This window comes from Clavibacter sp. A6099, assembly GCF_021919125.1.
GTDB classification, from domain to species: domain Bacteria; phylum Actinomycetota; class Actinomycetes; order Actinomycetales; family Microbacteriaceae; genus Clavibacter; species Clavibacter seminis.
In genome coordinates this window covers 1,614,153-1,632,322 of sequence record NZ_CP083439.1, presented here as the reverse complement: position 1 = coordinate 1,632,322, position 18,170 = coordinate 1,614,153, and the positions used below count along the sequence as shown (strand labels likewise).

General features: G+C 74.3%; 14 protein-coding genes. 6 read left to right on the top strand and 8 right to left on the bottom strand.

Going from position 1 to position 18,170, the window contains the following annotated elements; all coding sequences use genetic code 11:
• Positions 1-56: 56 nt before the first annotated feature.
• On the top strand, positions 57-335 hold the full coding sequence (locus tag KYT88_RS07715; protein ID WP_043587113.1) for a DUF4031 domain-containing protein: 279 nt from the start codon (positions 57-59) through the stop codon (positions 333-335).
• Positions 336-424: 89 nt separating this feature from the next.
• Here KYT88_RS07715 and KYT88_RS07710 read toward each other — a convergent pair whose 3' ends face one another.
• Positions 425-3,472 (bottom strand): Rne/Rng family ribonuclease, encoded by a 3,048-nt coding sequence (locus KYT88_RS07710; protein ID WP_043587115.1) that lies wholly within the window; start codon positions 3,470-3,472, stop codon positions 425-427.
• A 305-nt stretch (positions 3,473-3,777) separates the two neighbouring features.
• Between KYT88_RS07710 and KYT88_RS07705 the strand changes: the two genes are divergently transcribed.
• A complete protein-coding gene (locus tag KYT88_RS07705) occupies positions 3,778-4,386 on the top strand; it encodes a vitamin K epoxide reductase family protein (protein WP_043587117.1) in 609 nt (202 codons plus the stop codon).
• A gap of 61 nt (positions 4,387-4,447) precedes the next feature.
• On the opposite strand, the gene ndk is transcribed toward KYT88_RS07705, so the two are convergent.
• The 7 genes from ndk to KYT88_RS07670 form a co-directional block, all read right to left on the bottom strand.
• Positions 4,448-4,867, bottom strand: coding sequence for a nucleoside-diphosphate kinase (gene ndk, locus KYT88_RS07700; RefSeq protein ID WP_012038171.1), 420 nt, complete (start codon positions 4,865-4,867; stop codon positions 4,448-4,450).
• Between the two features lie 9 nt (positions 4,868-4,876).
• On the bottom strand, positions 4,877-5,374 hold the full coding sequence (locus KYT88_RS07695; protein WP_043587119.1) for a DUF4233 domain-containing protein: 498 nt from the start codon (positions 5,372-5,374) through the stop codon (positions 4,877-4,879).
• Entirely contained in the window at positions 5,371-6,939 is a 1,569-nt protein-coding gene (locus tag KYT88_RS07690; protein WP_043587121.1) for a bifunctional folylpolyglutamate synthase/dihydrofolate synthase, read from the bottom strand. Before KYT88_RS07690 ends, KYT88_RS07695 begins: the two co-directional genes overlap by 4 nt.
• On the bottom strand, positions 6,936-10,238 hold the full coding sequence (gene ileS, locus KYT88_RS07685) for an isoleucine--tRNA ligase (protein WP_043587122.1): 3,303 nt from the start codon (positions 10,236-10,238) through the stop codon (positions 6,936-6,938). Before ileS ends, KYT88_RS07690 begins: the two co-directional genes overlap by 4 nt.
• Before the next feature lie 246 nt (positions 10,239-10,484).
• A complete protein-coding gene (locus tag KYT88_RS07680) occupies positions 10,485-11,234 on the bottom strand; it encodes a class I SAM-dependent methyltransferase (RefSeq protein WP_043587124.1) in 750 nt (249 codons plus the stop codon).
• A 76-nt stretch (positions 11,235-11,310) separates the two neighbouring features.
• A complete protein-coding gene (locus tag KYT88_RS07675) occupies positions 11,311-12,072 on the bottom strand; it encodes an expansin EXLX1 family cellulose-binding protein (protein WP_051629379.1) in 762 nt (253 codons plus the stop codon).
• A gap of 109 nt (positions 12,073-12,181) precedes the next feature.
• Positions 12,182-12,787: a TetR/AcrR family transcriptional regulator gene (locus KYT88_RS07670; protein ID WP_043587126.1), complete on the bottom strand. Its 606-nt coding sequence runs from the start codon at positions 12,785-12,787 to the stop codon at positions 12,182-12,184.
• 103 nt (positions 12,788-12,890) lie between these two features.
• Between KYT88_RS07670 and KYT88_RS07665 the strand changes: the two genes are divergently transcribed.
• The 4 genes from KYT88_RS07665 to KYT88_RS07650 are packed head-to-tail and all read left to right on the top strand — an operon-like array spanning position 12,891 to position 18,164.
• Positions 12,891-14,537: an ABC transporter substrate-binding protein gene (locus KYT88_RS07665; protein WP_043587128.1), complete on the top strand. Its 1,647-nt coding sequence runs from the start codon at positions 12,891-12,893 to the stop codon at positions 14,535-14,537.
• Positions 14,534-15,634, top strand: a complete 1,101-nt coding sequence (locus KYT88_RS07660; RefSeq protein ID WP_043587130.1) for an ABC transporter permease — start codon at positions 14,534-14,536, stop codon at positions 15,632-15,634. The genes KYT88_RS07665 and KYT88_RS07660 overlap by 4 nt, the downstream gene beginning before the upstream one ends.
• A complete protein-coding gene (locus KYT88_RS07655) occupies positions 15,631-16,491 on the top strand; it encodes an ABC transporter permease (protein ID WP_043587133.1) in 861 nt (286 codons plus the stop codon). Before KYT88_RS07660 ends, KYT88_RS07655 begins: the two co-directional genes overlap by 4 nt.
• Complete coding sequence (locus KYT88_RS07650; RefSeq protein WP_051629380.1) at positions 16,488-18,164, top strand: dipeptide ABC transporter ATP-binding protein; 1,677 nt, start codon at positions 16,488-16,490, stop codon at positions 18,162-18,164. The genes KYT88_RS07655 and KYT88_RS07650 overlap by 4 nt, the downstream gene beginning before the upstream one ends.
• The last annotated feature ends 6 nt before the right edge of the window (positions 18,165-18,170 follow it).

Genomic DNA, 18,170 nt, shown 5'->3' with positions numbered 1-18,170 from the left:
GACCCGATGGGCTCTGCGGTCCAGCCACCGGCGACGGGCGTGCATATGCTCGCAGGATGACCCTCCTCCTCGATCGACCGGCCTGGCCCGCGCACGGCCGGCTCTGGGCGCACCTGGTCAGCGACGCGTCCCTCGAGGAGCTGCACGCCTTCGCCCGCGCGGCCGACATCCCGGCGAGGGCCTTCGACCGCGACCACTACGACGTGCCCGAGGAGCGGCACGCCGAGCTCGTGGCACGGGGAGCCATCGCGGTCTCGAACCGCGACCTCGTCCGGCGGCTGCAGGCGAGCGGGCTGCGGGTCACCCAGCGCGAACGGCGCGGGCTCGGATCCTGACGCCGCGGACGTCCGGCCGCACGAGGGAGGGCCCGGAGCATGCGCTCCGGGCCCTCCCTCGTCCAGCTGCCTGACGGGCAGCCGACGCGTCAGCTCGCGTCGTCGGCCGGGGCAGGCGTCGTCAGCGTCTGCGTGGAGACCCGGCGACTGCGCGAACGCCCCTGTCCGGGCTCCTTGGGCTGCGGCAGCGCGTCGAGCACGGAGCCGAGGAGCTGCTCCGCGTCCGCCGAGCTGACGCGGCGCGGTGCCGTGCGGGCGCTCGCGACCGGGATGTCGAGGATCTGCACCGGCTCGAGGCGGATGGCCTCGCGCGGCTCGAGCGTCGACAGGGCGGGCTCCTCCACCGGCGCGTCGGCCGGCGTCGGGTCCTCGGCGGGAGCGGACGGCGCCTCGGCGGCGGGCGCCTGCGGCTCGGAGCGATCCTCCGCCTCGACGGTCGCGGACGACGCGCGTCCCCGGCCCCCGCGGCTCCGACGCGGACGGTCGCCGCGGGTCTGCTCCGCGACGGGAGCCGACTCGGCCGGCGCGGACGCGTCCGCCGTCTCATCCGGCGTGCGCACGACGTCCTCGACCCGGTCGATGGCCTCGTTCACCGTCTGGATGGTGCTCGTGGCGATCTTGGCGAGGGCGGAGCGCGCGTCGTCGGTGATGCTGTGCGTGCTGGCCGCGGGCGTGCGCTGCTGCTGCGCCTGCCCACCGCCGGAGCCGCGACCGCCCCCGTTGCCGCCGTTGCCGTTGCCGTTGCCGGCGCCTGAGCCGTGCTCCTGCTGTCCCTTGCCGCCGCGCCGACGCCCCTGGCCCTGCACGGGCTCCTGCGGCGTCTGCTTGTGGGCCATGAGGGGGTCGTGGTGGATGATGATCCCCCGCCCGGCGCACGTCTCGCAGTTCTCCGAGAACGACTCGAGGAGCCCGAGGCCGAGCTTCTTGCGCGTCATCTGCACGAGGCCGAGCGACGTGACCTCGGCGACCTGGTGCTTGGTCCGGTCGCGGCTGAGGCACTCCACGAGGCGGCGCAGCACGAGGTCGCGGTTGGTCTCGAGCACCATGTCGATGAAGTCGACGACGATGATGCCGCCGATGTCGCGCAGGCGCATCTGGCGGACGATCTCCTCCGCGGCCTCGAGGTTGTTCTTCGTGACGGTCTCCTCGAGGTTGCCGCCGGATCCGACGAACTTCCCCGTGTTGACGTCGACCACGGTCATGGCCTCGGTGCGGTCGATGACGAGCGAGCCGCCGGACGGCAGCCAGACCTTGCGGTCGAGCGCCTTCTCGATCTGCTCGCTGACGCGGTGGTGGTCGAACGAGTCCTTCTCGCCCGAGTACGTCTGCACCCGGTCGATGAGGTCGGGGGCCACGCCGCGGAGGTAGCCCTCGATGATCTCCTGGGCGTCGCCGCCGTCGATCACGAGCTCGCGGAAGTCCTCGTTGAAGACGTCGCGGATGATCTTCAGCAGCAGGTCGGGCTCCGAGTGCAGGAGCGCGGGCGCCTGCGCCTTCTCGACCTGGCGGCTGATCTCCGCCCACTGCGAGGTGAGCCGCTCGACGTCGAGCTTCAGCTGCTCCTCGGTCGCGCCCTCGGCCGCGGTGCGGACGATGACGCCCACGTTCTCGGGCAGCACCTCCTTGAGCGTCTTCTTGAGTCGCGCGCGCTCGGTGTCCGGGAGCTTGCGGCTGATGCCGTTCATGGACCCGTTGGGCACGTACACGAGGTAGCGGCCCGGGAGGCTCACCTGGCTCGTGAGGCGGGCGCCCTTGTGGCCGACCGGGTCCTTGGTGACCTGGACGAGCACGCGGTCGCCGGGCTTCAGCGCGACCTCGATGCGACGCGCGTGGCTTCCGCCGCCCTTGTCGGCGTTCGCGGCCTCCCAGTCGACCTCGCCGGAGTAGAGCACGGCGTTGCGGCCGCGGCCGATGTCGATGAAGGCGGCCTCCATGCTGGGCAGCACGTTCTGGACGCGGCCGAGGTACACGTTGCCGATGAGGGAGGCCTCGTCGGCGCGGGCCACGTAGTGCTCGACGAGCACCTGATCCTCGAGCACGCCGATCTGGATCTTGCCGTCGCGCGAGCGGACGATCATGCTGCGGTCGACCGACTCGCGGCGCGCCAGGTACTCCGACTCGGTGAGGACGGGGCGGCGGCGGCCGGCGTCGCGACCGTCGCGGCGGCGCTGCTTCTTGGCCTCGAGGCGCGTGGATCCCTTGATGCGCTGCGGCTCGGTGATGAGCTCGGGCTCGCGGGGCGTGCGGACCTTGACGACCGTGCCGGGCGCGTCGTCGCCGTCGCGGCCCTCCTCGCCGGAGCGGCGGCGCGCGCGGCGGCGGACGGACGGCGAGTCGTCCTCGTCGTCGTGGTCGTCGTCGTCGCGGGTGTCGCGCCCACGGCCGTCACGGCTGACTCCGCGGTCCTGGCTGCGGTCCTGTCCGCGGCCGCCGCGGCGCGAGGAGCGCGCGGGGCGCTCGTCGCGGTCGAGGTCGTCGTCCTCGTCGCGGGATCCGTCGCGGCGGTCGTCCCGCTCGCGGCGGGGAGGAAGCGGCGCGATGTCCGGGGCCTGGAAGAAGACGGAGAGCGACGGGACGGCGCGGGCCGGAGCGGCGGGCGCCTCGGCGGGAGCGGATGCGTCGACCGGCTCGGCAGCGGCGGGCTCGTCGACCGTCGCGTCCGCGTCGGGGACGCCCGCGCTCGGCGCCTCGGGCGTGCCAGCCTCGACGGACGCGGCGGCGGGCTTGCGCGGGGCGCGCTTGCGCGGGGCGCGGGCGGCCGGTGCGGCGGGCTGCTCGTCCGCGGGCCGCTCGTCGGCGGCGTCCGCGGGAGCGGATGCCGAGGCGGACGCGTCGACGCTGGCGTCGTCCGGCTGGGCGACCGCGGGCGCGGATGCGGGGGTGCTCGCGCGGCGGGAGCGGCGGGCGACCGGCGCCTCCTGCTCGGCGGGCGTGGTCCGGGTGTCGTCGTTCTCGTTCAGGGTGTGGCCCTTCGCTTCGGAGGCGGCGGGCGTGCCGCTCGCCTCGGGGGTCGCGGACGCGGGGAGCGCGGGCGTGCCGCCGGTCCCCGTCGCCGCGGTCGTGTCGGCGCGGCGGCCCGTGAGCCGCTCGAAGAGGCTGGGTCGCCTCCTGCCGGTGTTCTCGTCTCTCTCCACCATCTCTGGTGCACTCCTCAACCGGTCGGTACGGCCGCGCCGTACCCCGGTAGCTCTCCGAGTGGATCCCCGCGTACGCGGCTCTCCGTCGATCCTGGTCTGCGACGGCCGGCCCGAGGCTTCGGTCGTGCGCACTGGTACGGAACTGGCTATCCGCCGCCGGACGTGCCTGGCGGCCCGGGTCTGCCCCGGGAAAGACTCTTCATGGCGGTCGTGCCGCGCGGCGGTCCGACCTGCCTGCCAGTATCGCACGTCGACGCCCACCCGGCCGTCAGGGTCGGCGCTCCCCCGTCTGCCATGATCGCCGCATGACCGCGACCCGGGCCCCTGCGCATCCCCGCTCCCTGGCCGTCCTGCTCGTCGTCACGGGCGTCGTCGGCTGGATCGGCGCGTTCGTGCTCGTGCTCGACCGGCTGCACCTGCTCGAGAACCCGGGCGCGTCGCTCTCGTGCGACATCAACCCGTTCATCTCCTGCGCCACGGTCATCGAGTCGCGCCAGGGATCGCTGTTCGGCTTCCCCAACCCGCTCATCGGGGTCGCCGCGTTCGTGGTGCCGATCGTGATCGGCATGGCCCTGTTCGCGGGTGCGCGGTTCGCACGCTGGTTCTGGACGCTCTTCGCGGTGGGGACGTTCGCCGGCTGGGTCTTCGTGACGTGGCTGTTCACCCAGAGCGTCTTCGTCATCGGCGCGCTCTGCCCCTACTGCCTGCTCGTGTGGAGCGCGATGATCCCGCTGTGGTGGGGCACGCTCTCCGCCACCGCGCGCGCGGGCCTGCTGCCGGTCCCCGCGGGGATCCGCCGGGCCGCGGACGCCGTGGCCCCGTACACGTGGGCGGTCGTGGTGCTGAACTACGCGATCATCGTGGTCGCGATCATCGCGACGTTCCCCGCCCTCATCCCGACGCTGCTCGACTGAGGCGCCGGGACGAGGAGAGGGGCCGACCGGATGCCGGTCGGCCCCTCTCCTCGTGCGCGTCCTAGAACCAGAGCGCGAGCTCGCGCGCGGCGGACTCCGGCGAGTCGCTGCCGTGCACGAGGTTCTGCGCGACGGCGAGGCCCCAGTCGCGCCCGAGGTCGCCGCGGATCGTGCCGGGGGCGGCGCCCGTCGGGTCGGTCGTGCCGGCGAGCGAGCGGAAGCCCTCGATGACGCGGTTCCCGGCGACGCGCACGGCGACGATCGGGCCCGACTCCATGAACTCGACGAGCGGCTCGTAGAACGGCTTGCCCTGGTGCTCCTCGTAGTGCTGCTCGAGCAGGGCGCGCTCGGCCTGCACCATGCGGAGGTCGACGATCTGGTAGCCCTTGGCCTCGATGCGGCGGAGGATCTCGCCGGTGAGGCCGCGGGCGACGCCGTCGGGCTTGACGAGGACGAGGGTCTCCTGGACGGGAGCGGACATGGGTGCCTCCTACGGGGTGGGAGCCGGCGGCTCGGTGGTCGGTCGGTGGTCGGTGGGGCGGTCGTCGCCCGGGGCCGGGGCGTCGCCCGCCGCGGCCTGCTCGTCGAGCATGGCCTGCTCCCATGCGCCGCGGGCCGCCGCCTTCTCGCGGTCGATCCGGGCGCCCTGCACCATGGCGTAGACCCAGAGGAGCAGGAAGAAGCCGCCTACGGCGAACATGGCGGGCAGCACGAAGCCGGTGAGGACGACGAGGACCTGCACGACCCAGCCGGCGCGGACGCCGAGCGGGGTGCGGAGGGCGCCGACGACGGCCAGCATGGCGATCACGAGGAGGGCGCCGCCGCCGAGAGCGAGCAGCGGCGGCAGGGAGCCGAGGCCGAACGCCACGAGGCTCGCCAGGAACACGACGATGACCTGGAAGCCCATGACGATGGATCCGAGGATCTCCACCGTCGTGCGGGGCGGTCGGGGTCGCCTGGTGCGGGCCGGGCGGCCGTCGGCGCTCACGCGGTCTTCCAGCCCTCGTCGGCGGCGTGCGCGATGGCCTCGCCGACGAGGAGGATCGAGCCCGTGACGAGCGCCGCGCCCTTCTCGGTCTCGCCCGCGGAGTCGCGCGCGTCCTCGAGGGCCGTGCGGAGGTCGGGCTCGACCGTGACGCGGTCGCGGCCGACGACGCCGACGACGATGCGCGCCAGCTCGTCGGGATCCACCGAGCGCTCGGACTGGGAGCGCGTGACGATGAAGTGGTCGACCACGGGCGCGAGCTCGCGCACGATGCCCTCGGCGTCCTTGTCCGCGAGGACCCCGATGACGGCCGTGACGCGGTCGAAGGTGAAGTAGACGGGCAGCGCGGCCGCGAGCGACGCGGCGCCCGCGGGGTTGTGCGCGGCGTCGACCAGGACGGTCGGCTCGGTGCCGACGACCTGCAGGCGGCCGGGGCTCGTCGCCGTGGCGAGGCCCTCCGCGAGCACGTCGTCGTGGATGGCGTGGTCGCCGCCGCCGAGGAACGACTCGACCGCGGCGATCGCGACCGCGGCGTTCTGGGCCTGGTGCGCGCCGAACATCGGGAGGAAGACGTCGCGGTACGTGCCCGCGAGGCCCTGCACGCTGATGACCTGGCCGCCGACCGCGAGGGTCGTGTCGAGGAGGCGGAACCGCTCGCCCTCGATCGACCAGGTGGACTCCGTCAGCTCGGCCGCGCGCGTGAGCTCGGCGACGACCTCGGGCGCCTGCGCGCTGGAGACGACGTCCGCGGCGGGCTTGACGATGCCGGACTTGGTGCGCGCGATCTCCGCCATGGTGGATCCCAGGCGCTGCGTGTGGTCGAGCGAGACGGGCGTGAAGACGGCGACCTGGCCGTCGCCGACGTTGGTGCTGTCCCACTCGCCGCCCATGCCGACCTCGATGACGGCGACGTCCACGGGCGCGTCGGCGAACGACGCGAACGCGAGCACCGTCAGCGCCTCGAAGAACGTGACGGGCTCCTCGCCCGCGGCGACGAGCTCCCGGTCGACCAGGTCGATGAAGGGCTCGACGTCGGCCCAGTTGCGGCTGAGCGCCTCGTCGGTGATCGGCAGGCCGTCGACGACGATGCGCTCGTTGAAGCGCACCAGGTGCGGGCTCGTGAAGAGGCCCGTGCGGAGGCCCGCGGCGCGCAGGATGCTCTCGGTGATCCGGCTCGTCGACGTCTTCCCGTTGGTGCCGGTGACGTGCACGATCGGGTACGCGCGCTGCGGGTCGCCGAGGAGCTCGACGACGCGGCGGGTCGCGGACAGGCGCGGCTGCGGCGCCTGCTCCCCCATCCGCGCGAGGAGCGCCTGGTACACGGCGTCGCCCTCGCGCTCGAAGTAGTTCTCGTCGTCGACCTCGCGGCCGGCCACGATCGACTGCTCGGCCTCGCGGCGGAGCTCCGCCGCGTCGTCGGCGAAGAGCTGGTCGTCGCTCAGGCCGTCGACGTCGGGGTCGAGGGCGCGCGCGGCGGCGTCGACGCCCTCGTCCGCCTCCGGCTCGAAGTCGTCGTCGCGCCGGGGCTCGTCGTCGTCGAAGGGCTGTCCGCCCCGCTGGTCGCTCATGCTCGCTCCACCTCGATGTACAGGGGCGATCCGCTGCCGACGGTGATGCCGGACTCCGTCGCCTGGTCGTCCGCGTCGATCCGCAGCGCCACCGCCAGGGTCTCACGCGCGATGAGGTCCCGGAACCGCTCGGCCTGCTCTGCACCCGCGGCGTCCAGCCGGATCACGAGGGAGATGCGGTCGCTCACGTCGAGCCCCGCGCCCTTCCGCGCGTCCTGCACGTTCCGGACGACGTCGCGCGCGAGGCCCTCTGCCTCGAGCTCCGGGGTGAGCGCGGTGTCGAGCAGCAGGAACCCGCCGCCAGGCAGGAGCGCCAGCGCCTGGTCGGCGCGGTCGCCCGCCACCTCCAGCACCAGCTCGTACTCGCCGGCCACGAGCGGCACGCCGCCCGCGACGACCTCGCCGTGGACCTCCGTCCAGTCGCCCGCACGGGCGGCCTGGATCACCTGCTGCACGCCCTTGCCGAGGCGGGGCCCGGCGACGCGCGCGTTGACGGTGAGGCGGCGGGTGATGCCCGCGTCGGCCGCGCTCGACGTGGTCAGCTCCTCGACGGCGACGGCCTTGACGTTGAGCTCGTCGCGCAGGATGTCCTCGAACAGGGCCAGCCCGTCGGCGTCGTCGCTCACGACCGTGAGGCGCGCGAGCGGCTGGCGGACGCGGAGGCCCGACTGCTTGCGCAGCGAGAGCGCGGTCGAGGCGACCTGGCGGACCCGGTCCATCACCTCGACGAGGCGATCGTCCGCGGGCAGGTCGTCGGGCTCGGGCCAGTCCTCCAGGTGGACGCTGCGCCCGCCCGTGAGGTCCTTCCAGATGCGCTCGGACACGAGCGGGAGCAGCGGCGCGGCCACGCGCGTCACGGTCTCGAGGACCGTGTGGAGGGTGTCGAACGCGCGCGTGTCGCCGGCTTCCGTGCCCGCCCAGAAGCGGTCGCGGCTGCGGCGCACGTACCAGTTCGTGAGCACGTCGGCGAAGTCGCGGAGGGACGCGGCGGCGAGCGTGGAGTCGAGCGCCGTCATGTGCTCGGTGACCTCGGTGACGAGGCGGCGCGTGCGGGCCAGGATGTAGCGGTCCAGCACGTCGTCGCTCGTCGTGTCGCGGTGCGCCTCGTAGCCGCCGGGCTGCGCCGAGTTGGCGTAGAGGGAGAAGAAGTACCAGGTGCTCCAGAGCGGGAGCAGCACCTGGCGGACGCCCTCGCGGATCCCCTCCTCCGTCACCACGAGGTTGCCGCCGCGGAGCACGGGGCTCGCGAGGAGGAACCAGCGCATGGCGTCGGATCCGTCGCGGTCGAACACCTCGTTGACGTCCGGGTAGTTGCGGAGCGACTTGGACATCTTCTGGCCGTCGTTGCCGAGGACGATGCCGTGGCTCACGACGCTCGAGAACGCCGGGCGCTCGAACAGCGCCGTCGACAGCGCGTGCAGCGTGTAGAACCAGCCGCGGGTCTGGCCGATGTACTCGACGATGAAGTCCGCCGGGCTGTGCTGGTCGAACCACTCGCGGTTCTCGAACGGGTAGTGCACCTGGGCGAACGGCATGGAACCGGAGTCGAACCAGACGTCGAGCACGTCCTCGATGCGGCGCATGGTGGAGCGGCCGGTCGGGTCGTCGGGGTTCGGGCGCGTGAGCTCGTCGATGAAGGGGCGGTGCAGGTCCGTCGGCCGCACCCCGAAGTCGGCCTCGAGCTCGTCGAGGCTGCCGTACACGTCGATGCGCGGGTACGCCGGGTCGTCGCTCTTCCACACCGGGATGGGGCTGCCCCAGAACCGGTTGCGGCTGATCGACCAGTCGCGCGCGTTGCCGATCCACTTGCCGAACTGGCCGTCCTTGACGTTCTCCGGCGTCCAGGTGATGTCCTGGTTGAGTCGCACCATGTCGTCGCGGAAGTCGGTGACGCGCACGAACCAGCTCGACACGGCCTTGTAGATCAGCGGGTTCTTGCAGCGCCAGCAGTGCGGGTAGGAGTGCTCGTAGCTGGCCTGCCGGATGAGGCGGCCCTGGGCCTTGAGCATGCGCGTGAGCGTCTTGCCGGCGTCCGACCACAGCTCGCCCGCGACCTCGGGCACGGTGTCGACGAACCGGCCGCCCTCGTCGAGCGAGAGGATCACCGGGATCCCGGCGGCGGCGCAGACCTGCTGGTCCTCCTCGCCGTAGGCCGGGGCCTGGTGGACGATGCCGGTGCCGTCGGTCGTCGTGACGTAGTCGGCGACGAGCACCTGCCAGGCGTTCTCCGTGCCGAACCGCTCGACGTCGGCGTAGAAGTCCCAGAGGCGGTCGTACGCGACGCCCTCGAGCTGGCGGCCGAGCACGGTGCGGGAGACGGCGGCGCGGGCCTCGTCGGCGGACGCGTAGCCGAGGTCCTTGGCGTAGTTCCCCACGAGGTCCTGGGCGATGAGGTACTCGGATCCGAGCACCTCGGCCGCGAGCCGCACGGACGACGCGCGGGGCAGGGAGTCGGGTGCTTCCGCATCGGGGGTGCCTGCCGGGCCGGCCGGCACCACGGCGTAGACGATGTCCGGCCCGACCGCGAGCGCCATGTTCGTCGGCAGGGTCCAGGGCGTGGTCGTCCAGGCGAGCGCGCGCACCGCGGTGAGGCCGAGCGACTCGGCCTTCGCGCCGACGAGAGGGAACGTGACGGTCACGGACTGGTCCTGGCGCATGCGGTAGACGTCGTCGTCCATCCGCAGCTCGTGGTTGCTCAGCGGGGTCTGGTCGTGCCAGCAGTACGGCAGCACGCGGAAGCCCTCGTAGGCGAGGCCCTTGTCGTGCAGCTGCTTGAACGCCCAGATCACCGACTCCATGAAGTCGACGTCGAGCGTCTTGTAGTCGTCCTCGAAGTCGACCCAGCGGGCCGAGCGGGTGACGTACTCCTCCCACTCCCCCGTGTACTCGAGCACCGAGCGGCGGGCGACGGCGTTGAACTCCTCGACGCCCATCTCCTCGATCTCGCTCTTCTCCGTGATCCCGAGCTGGCGCATCGCCTCGAGCTCCGCGGGCAGGCCGTGCGTGTCCCAGCCGAAGCGGCGGTGGACCTGCTTGCCGCGCATGGTCTGGAAGCGCGGGAAGGCGTCCTTCGCGTAGCCCGTGAGGAGGTGCCCGTAGTGCGGGAGGCCGTTGGCGAACGGCGGGCCGTCGTAGAAGACCCACTCGTCGCAGCCCTCGCGCTGCTCGACGGAGGCGCGGAAGGTGTCGTCGCGCTTCCAGAACGCGAGGATGCCCTTCTCGACGTCCGGGAAGCGCGGGCTCGCGGCAACCTGGTCGGGGGCGCTCGGGTCGTCGGGGACGGGACGGGGGTAGGTCATGGCATCTCCTGCGGGGACGGGCTCTCCGCGAGGACGCCCGGATCCCTCATGCGGATCCCCGAGCGCGGTACCACCCCGCTTGCCACGCGATGCGCGACCACTCTCCTGAAGGCGATGACGGGCCCTGTCCGTTCGGTTCTACTCGCCGCGTGCTCCGCGGCTTTCTTCCGAAGGCTCCCCGGTGATGGCCGGATCGGCGCCTGTGCTGACGATCCTAGCGCCCGGCGGACCGCATCCCGTGGGCGCTCATCCGCCGAGCTGGGCGCGGTAGGCGTCGGCGCGGTACGGCAGGTCGAGCGCGTCGCGGCCCGCCGTGTCCGGGTGACCGGCGAGGAGGGTCCTGATGTCGTCGAGGACGCGGGCGCGCTCGACGTCCGGCAGCGTGCTGATGCGGCTGATGGATCCGGCGAGGTCCACCACCTCCTCGGGGGTCGTGCGGTGCACGTGCGCGAAGGACGCGTGCTCGACGGGGCCGAAGCCGGGGAACGGGCCGGGCTCGGTGGCGCGGCCGGCGGCACGTGCGCCCGGCTGCAGGAGGGCGTCGAGCTCGCGGACCCAGCCGACCTCCGTGTCCATGACGTTCCAGACGATCCCGAGGCGACCGCCCGGCCGGAGGACGCGCGCGGCCTCGCGGGCCGCCTCGCCCGCGTCCATCCAGTGCCAGGCCTGCGCGACGAGCACGGCGTCCTCCTCGCCGTCGCCCACGGGGATCGCCTCGCCGGATCCGCGGACGGCCGTCACGCCCGGCAGCCGGTCCGCGAGCACGGCGCGCATGCGGTCGTCCGGCTCGACCGCCGTGACGTCGAGGCCGCGATCCGCGAGGAGGCGCGTCAGCTTGCCCGTGCCCGCGCCGAGGTCCACCACGCGGCGGGCGCCGGCGGGGAGCATCCACGCCACCGCCTCGTCCGGGTAGGCCGGCCGCACCCGGTCGTACTGCTCGGAGACGCCGCCGAAAGAGGAGGACAGGGCGGCGAGGTCGGGCGAGTCGGAGGTCATGCGGACATCCTGGCCGAGAGCGTGACGGCGCGCGATCCACGCGGAGGACGCGGCGCGTCGGGTGCGCGCCGCGCCGTCAGCGGAGGCGCGATGCGGTGTGCTGCAGCCTCATCGGGTCGAGCACGATGCCCTGAACCGTGGCCGTGCGCCCCGTGGTGTCCGTGACGCGCACCGTGAAGGGCCCCGCGCCCACGTACCCGGGAGCCAGCCAGTAGCCGTAGTCCGTCAGGGAGAGCGGCACCCACCGCGCGCCCACCCACAGCTCGACCGATCGGAGCCGCACGCCGGCGTCGAGCACCTGCAGGGCCGCCCAGTACGCCGAGGAGCCGTCCTTGAACCGGAAGGAGAGCGGGGGGACGGTCGGCGCCGCGACCGGCACGTACGAGGTGGTGATGATGCCGGCGTCGTAATCGCCGATGGCCCGGAACGCCTCCTCGCTCAGGTCGAGGTGGCCGTGCACGCACTCGTGGCAGGAGTCGGCGACCTCGACGCGCACCGTGCCGTGGGGTCCGGTGACGTCGAGGTAGCTGCCGCATCCGGCACCGCCGGCGTAGAGGTCGGGGCCGACTGCCACGTAGAGGCGGTCCTTCGGGATGGCCGGGAGCGAGCAGTTGCCGTTCGTCGTCCTCCCGTCAGGCCCGAGCGAGTAGTGCGTGGCGTAGCCGGACACGCGGGCGGGGCCGGCCGCCGGGGCAGCCGATGCGGCCGACGCCGCCATCGCGGGGCCCGCTACCGCGACCAGGACCGCCAGCGCGGCCGACAGGATCCGGCGACGAGCGGCGGTGAACGGGCGACGCGGCGCTCGGGGGCGGCCGGGCAGGGCGGATGCACGGGTCATGGCGTCTCTTCTCGTGGTCGAGGGAGCGGACGCGGTCGCGCCGCGCGCACAGGTTAGGAGGCCCGTGGCGGACAGCGGGGCATCCCTCCCAAGGCCTCGAGCCGCGCGGTCAGGCGAGGAGGGCGGCGAGCGCCGTGCGGAGCGGATCCAGCGCCTGGCGAACGGCCTCCTCCAGCGGGCCCCGTCCCACCCCGTCCCCGGCCCAGGCGACGACGGCCGCGGCGGTGGCGGCCGCGATCACGGCGGCGGCGATCCGCACGGGCGCGACCGAGGCGCGGCAGCCGGACGCGCGCGCGAGGGCCTGCGCGACGGGATCCACGAGCGGCGCCGCGCGCGCCACGCCCTCCCCCTGCACGTCGGAGCCGAGGCCCATGACCTCGTGCTGCGTCAGGGCGAGGGGCAGCCAGCCCACGCCGCGGGAGCAGGCGGCGCCGATCAGCGCGTCGACGACGCCGTCGACAGGCGACCCGGCGGCATCCACGGCGGACAGCGCGTCGCCGAAGGCGCGGAGCGTGTCGTCGAGCCCCGCCCACAGCAGGTCGGCCTTGGACGCGAAGTAGTTGAAGAAGGTGGCGCGGCTGACCCCGGCGCGCTGGGCGATCTGCTCGATGGTCGTGGCGGCGTAGGTGTTCTCGAGGAAGAGCTCGGCGGCGGCCTCCTCGAGGGTCGCGCGCGACGAGCGGCGCGGACGACCGGCGGGACGGGCGGGAGTCATGCGCCCATCCTGGTGCACCGACGTGACGGCGGGCGCGTATTGTTGGACGCGGTACAGAAACACCCGCACCAGCGCCCCCGCGGCGCGCCCATCGGAAGCACCCATGATCCACACCCCACGCACCCGCGCGCTCGCGGGCCTCGGCGCCCTCGCCACGACCGCCCTCCTCCTCACCGGATGCACGCCCGCCACCCCGGAGGCCTCGAGCACGCCCGTCTCCGGCGGCACGCTCGTCTACGCGTCCGGCGACGCCGAGCCCGACTGCCTCGACCCCCACGTCGGCGGCAACTACCCGCAGGCTCTCGTCTCGTCCCAGTTCCTGGAGCCGCTCGTGTCGCTCGACGGGAAGGGCGGGATCACCCCCTGGCTCGCCGACGGCTGGACCTGGAGCGACGACGGCCTGGGGCTCGAGCTCAAGCTGCGCCAGGGCGTGACCTTCACGGACGGCACGCCGTTCGACGCCGACGCGGTGGTCGCGAACATCCGGCATGTGCAGGACCCGGCGACGCTCTCCTCCACCGGGTACCTCGCGCTGCAGGCGGTCACGGACGCGACGGCGGTCGACGCGTCCACGGTGCGACTGACGCTCTCGACGCCGGACAGCGCCCTGCTCGAGTCGCTCTCCCAGCCGTGGCTCGCGATGGAGTCGCCCGCGGGGATCGCCCGCGGCACCGACGCGAACTGCGCCCAGCCGATCGGCACCGGACCATTCAGCGTCGAGCGCTGGGACCGCCAGCAGTCCATCTCGCTCGTGCGCAACGACGCGTACGCGTCGCCGCCCACCGACGCCGCGCACACCGGCCCCGCGTACCTGGACCGCATCGACTGGCGCTTCCTGCCGGACGCCGCCTCTCGCTACGCGGCCCTGCAGAGCGGCGAGGTCGACGTGATCGACAACGCGCAGCCCGACGCGATCGTCTCCGCCACCGCGGGCGGCGCGCTCGGCGAGCTCGACGCGCCGCGCCCGGGCGCCTCGAACCGCATCGAGCTGAACTCGGGCCGGGCGCCGTTCGACGACGAGCGCGTGCGCGAGGCGTTCATCCGCTCGGCCGACGTCGACGCGGGGATCACCGCCCTCTTCCAGGGCACCGCGGATCGCTCGTACTCCCCGCTCGCGAGCACCGAGCCGGCCGCGGTCTCCGACCCGGACCTGTTCGGGATCGACGTCGACCGCGCGGCCGCCCTCCTCGACCAGGCCGGCTGGTCCGCGAAGGGCGCCGACGGGATCCGCACGAAGGACGGCGCGCGCCTGACGCTGCGCTTCCCCGTGAGCACCAACCAGTCGATCCCCGCCGAGCAGTCGCTGTTCGAGCAGATCCAGGCGAACGTCAAGGCCGTCGGCTTCGACGTGCAGCTCGAGCCGATGGACCTCGGCTCCTGGTACGAGGCGCTCGGCGACGACGCGTACGAGCTCGTCAGCGCGCCGTACACGAAGGCCGGCCCCGACGTGCTGCGCATCCTCTACGACACCTCGGGCATCACGCCCGCGCCGAGCGGGTACTTCGCCAACCACGCCAAGGTGTCCGTGCCCGAGATCGACCAGGCGCTCGCCGAGGCGCGGGCGACGACCGACCTCGACCGGCGGAATGCGCTCTACGCGGACGTGCAGCAGCGCGTGATGGCCGGCTACTGGATCCTGCCGCTCTACGACCAGCAGAACCACTTCCTGCACGGCACGGCGGTCCAGGGGCTCCGGGCGCTGCCCTCCGTCGCGACGCCGACGATGTACGACACCTGGCTCGCCCGGTGAGGCGCGGCCGCGCCGTCCGCGCGTCCGGCTCCCGTCGACCCGCGCTCCTCCGCGCCGTCGGGGCCAGGATCGGCGGCGCGGTCCTCGTGCTCTGGGCGGTCGCGACCGTGACGTTCCTCGCCGTGCGGCTGATCCCGGGCGACCCGGCGCAGGCGATCCTCGGCGGCCCCGGCTCCCAGGCGCCGCCCGAGGCCGTCTCCGCCGTGCGCGCCGAGTACGGGCTCGACCAGCCGCTCCTCGTGCAGTACCTCGCGCAGCTCGGCCGGCTCGCGCAGGGCGACCTCGGCCGGTCGTACGCGCTCCGCGAGGACGTCGTCGCGGTGCTCGCGCGGCAGCTGCCCGGCACGCTGCTGCTGGCCGTGCTCGCGCTCGCCGTGGCGTGGATCCTCGCGCTCGGCCTCGCCCTCGTCTCGTCGGGCGCTGGTCGGGTCGCCGGGGCGATCGGCGCTGGCGTCGAGATCGTGGCGGCGTCGCTGCCGCACTTCTGGATCGGCGTGGTGCTGATCCTCGTGTTCTCCACCGGCCTCGGCTGGCTTCCGGCCGTGAGTGGATCCTCGCCGGCGGGGCTCGTGCTGCCGGTGCTCACGCTCGCGATCCCCCTCGCCGGGTTCCTCGGGCAGATCATGCGGGAGGCGCTGCTCGACGCCCTCGACTCCCCGTTCGCGCTGGCGGCTCGCGCCCGCGGCGAGTCCGAGGCCGGCGTGCGGCTGCGGCACGCGCTGCGGCACGCGGCGTCCCCCGGGATCGCGCTGTCCGGATGGGCGTTCGGCTTCCTCATCTCGGGCGCCGTGGTCGTCGAGCAGATCTTCGCCCGGCCCGGCCTCGGACGCACCGCGCTCTCGGCCGTGACCAGCAGGGACGTGCCGGTCATCGTCGGCGTGGTCCTCGTGGTCGCGGTCGTCTACATCGTGCTCACGGCCGTGACCGACCTGCTCGCGCGGATCGTGGACCCGCGGCTCGTCGACGCGCGCCCGGGAGACGTGCCCGCGGGCTCGAGCGCTCCCGTCCTCGCGGGCGCTCCGGGTGCTCCCGTCGCGGACGCCGACCCGCGGACGTCCGACGTACGGGCATCCGATGTCCCCTCGGCCACGCGATGAGCGACCCCCGCGCCGCCGCGCTCCTCGGCGCAGCGCCCTACCGGCCGGACGCCCGCATCCTCGCCGCCGCCGGGACGACGGGCGCCGCGATCGTGGTCGTCCTGCTGCTCGTGGCCGCCGTCGCCCCCGGGATCCTCGCGCCAGGCGACCCGCTCGCCATCTCCCCCGCGGAGGCGTTCCGCGCGCCCGGCGCCGGGCACCTCCTCGGCACCGACGAGTCGGGCCGCGACGTGCTCACGCGCGTCGTCCACGGCGCCGGCCCCAGCCTCGTGATCGGCGTGAGCGCAACGGCCATCGGGCTCGGCCTCGGCACGGTCCTCGGGCTCGCCGCCGCGCTCCTCGGCCGCGTCGCCGACTTCGCCGTGAACCGCGTGATCGAGGTGGTCTTCGCGTTCCCCGGCCTCCTGCTCGCGCTCTTCCTCATCGTGATCCTCGGCCCCGGCATCGGGAGCGCCACGCTCGCCGTCGGGATCTCGGCAGCCCCCGGATACGCGCGCATCATCCGCGGCCGGGTCATGTCGGTGCGCCGCTCCGCGTACGTGGAGGCGGCCACCGTGCTCGGCCGCCCGCCGCTCGTGGTGCTCGCGCGCCACATCCTCCCGAACACGGCCGCGCCGCTCTTCGTGCTCGGGACGCTCGGTGTCGGGCAGGCGATCGTGTGGGCGTCCTCCCTCAGCTACCTCGGGCTCGGGACGGTGCCGCCGGATCCCGAGTGGGGCGCCATGCTCGCGGCCGGCCGCACCTACATCGGCTCGGCGCCGTGGCTGACGGTGGTGCCCGGCCTCATGATCGTGCTGACCGCGACCGCGTCGACCGTGCTCGGCCGAGCGCTGGAGCGACGGGTGCGGGCGTCGTGAGCGCCGGATCCGGTCGGGCCACGCCCGCGCCGCCGCCCGCCCTGCGCGTCGAGGACCTCCGCGTGTCCTTCGACGGCGTCCCCGTCGTGCACGGCGTCTCGCTGCGGATCGCGCCGGGCGAGTGCCTCGCGCTCGTCGGCACGTCCGGATCCGGGAAGAGCGTCACCGCGCGGAGCCTGCTCGGACTCGCCGGGCCGGGGGCCGAGGTCCGGGCCGGCGCCCTCGAGATCGCCGGCCGCGACCTCCGCGACGCGGGGCCGCGCGAGTGGCGGAGCGTCCGCGGATCGGGCGTCGGCCTCGTGCTGCAGGACGCGCTCTCCTCGCTCGACCCGCTCCGCCCCATCGGCCGCGAGATCGGCGACGCCCTCCGCGTGCACGGGATGCGGGACCCGCGCGCCCGGCGGACGCGCGTGCTCGAGCTGCTCGAGCGCGTGGGCATGCCGGATCCCGCGACGCGCGTGCACCAGCGCTCCGGCGAGCTCTCCGGCGGCCTGCGGCAGCGTGCGCTGCTCGCGGCGGCGCTGGCCCTGGATCCGCCGCTCCTCGTCGCCGACGAGCCCACGACCGCCCTCGACGCGACGGTGCAGGCGCGCATCACCGACCTGCTCGCCGACCTGCGCACGCGCGGTCAGGCGACGCTGCTCGTCAGCCACGACCTCGCCGTCGTCGCGCGGCTCGCCGACCGCGTCGCCGTGATGCACGACGGCCGCGTCGTCGAGGAGGGCCCGACCGCGGAGATCCTCCGCGCGCCCGCGCACCGCCGCACCCGCGCGCTCGTGGCCGCCGTGCCGACGGGTGTGCCGCGCGGCACGCCCCTCTCGGAGGCCCGGCTCGAGGCCGCCGTCCCCGCACCCGCGCCGGCATCGACCGCCGCACCGCGCGCGGACGACCGCGTCGTCCTGCGCGCCACCGGCCTCACCCGCTCCTACCGCGGCCCGGCCGGATCCGCGCGCACCGCCGTCGACGACGTCTCCCTCGAGGTCCGCCGCGGCCGCACGCTCGGCCTCGTCGGGGGATCCGGCTCGGGCAAGACCACGGTCGCCCGCCTCCTGCTCGCGCTCGAGGAGCCGGACGCGGGGGACGTGACGCTCGACGGCGAGCCGTGGAGCGGCATCCCGGAGCGCGAGCGCCGGAGCCGACGCGCGCGGATCGGAGCGGTCTACCAGGACCCGCTCGCGTCCTTCGACCCCCGCTGGAGCGTCGACCGGATCCTGAGGGACGCGCTCGCCGTCGCCGGCCTCCGCGGCGCCGGCGCCTTCGACTCCCCCGGCACGCTCCTCGCGCAGGTGGGCCTCGATCCCGCGCTCCTCTCCCGCCGTCCCGCCCGGCTGTCCGGCGGCCAGCGGCAGCGCGTCGCCATCGCGCGCGCCCTCGCGGCCCGCCCGGACGTGCTCATCTGCGACGAGCCCGTCTCCGCGCTCGACATCGCCGTGCAGGCCCAGGTGCTCGACCTCCTCGACGAGCTCCAGCGTCGGCTCGGGCTCGGCCTCCTGCTCATCTCGCACGACCTCGGCGTCGTCGCGCACATGAGCGACGAGGTCGCCGTCATGTCCGACGGCCGGATCGTGGAGCGCGGATCCGCCGACGACGTGCTCATCCGCCCGACGCACCCCGTCACCCGGGCGCTCCTCGCCGCCGTCCCGCGGCTGGACCCGGACGCCGCGCCGCGATAGCCGTCG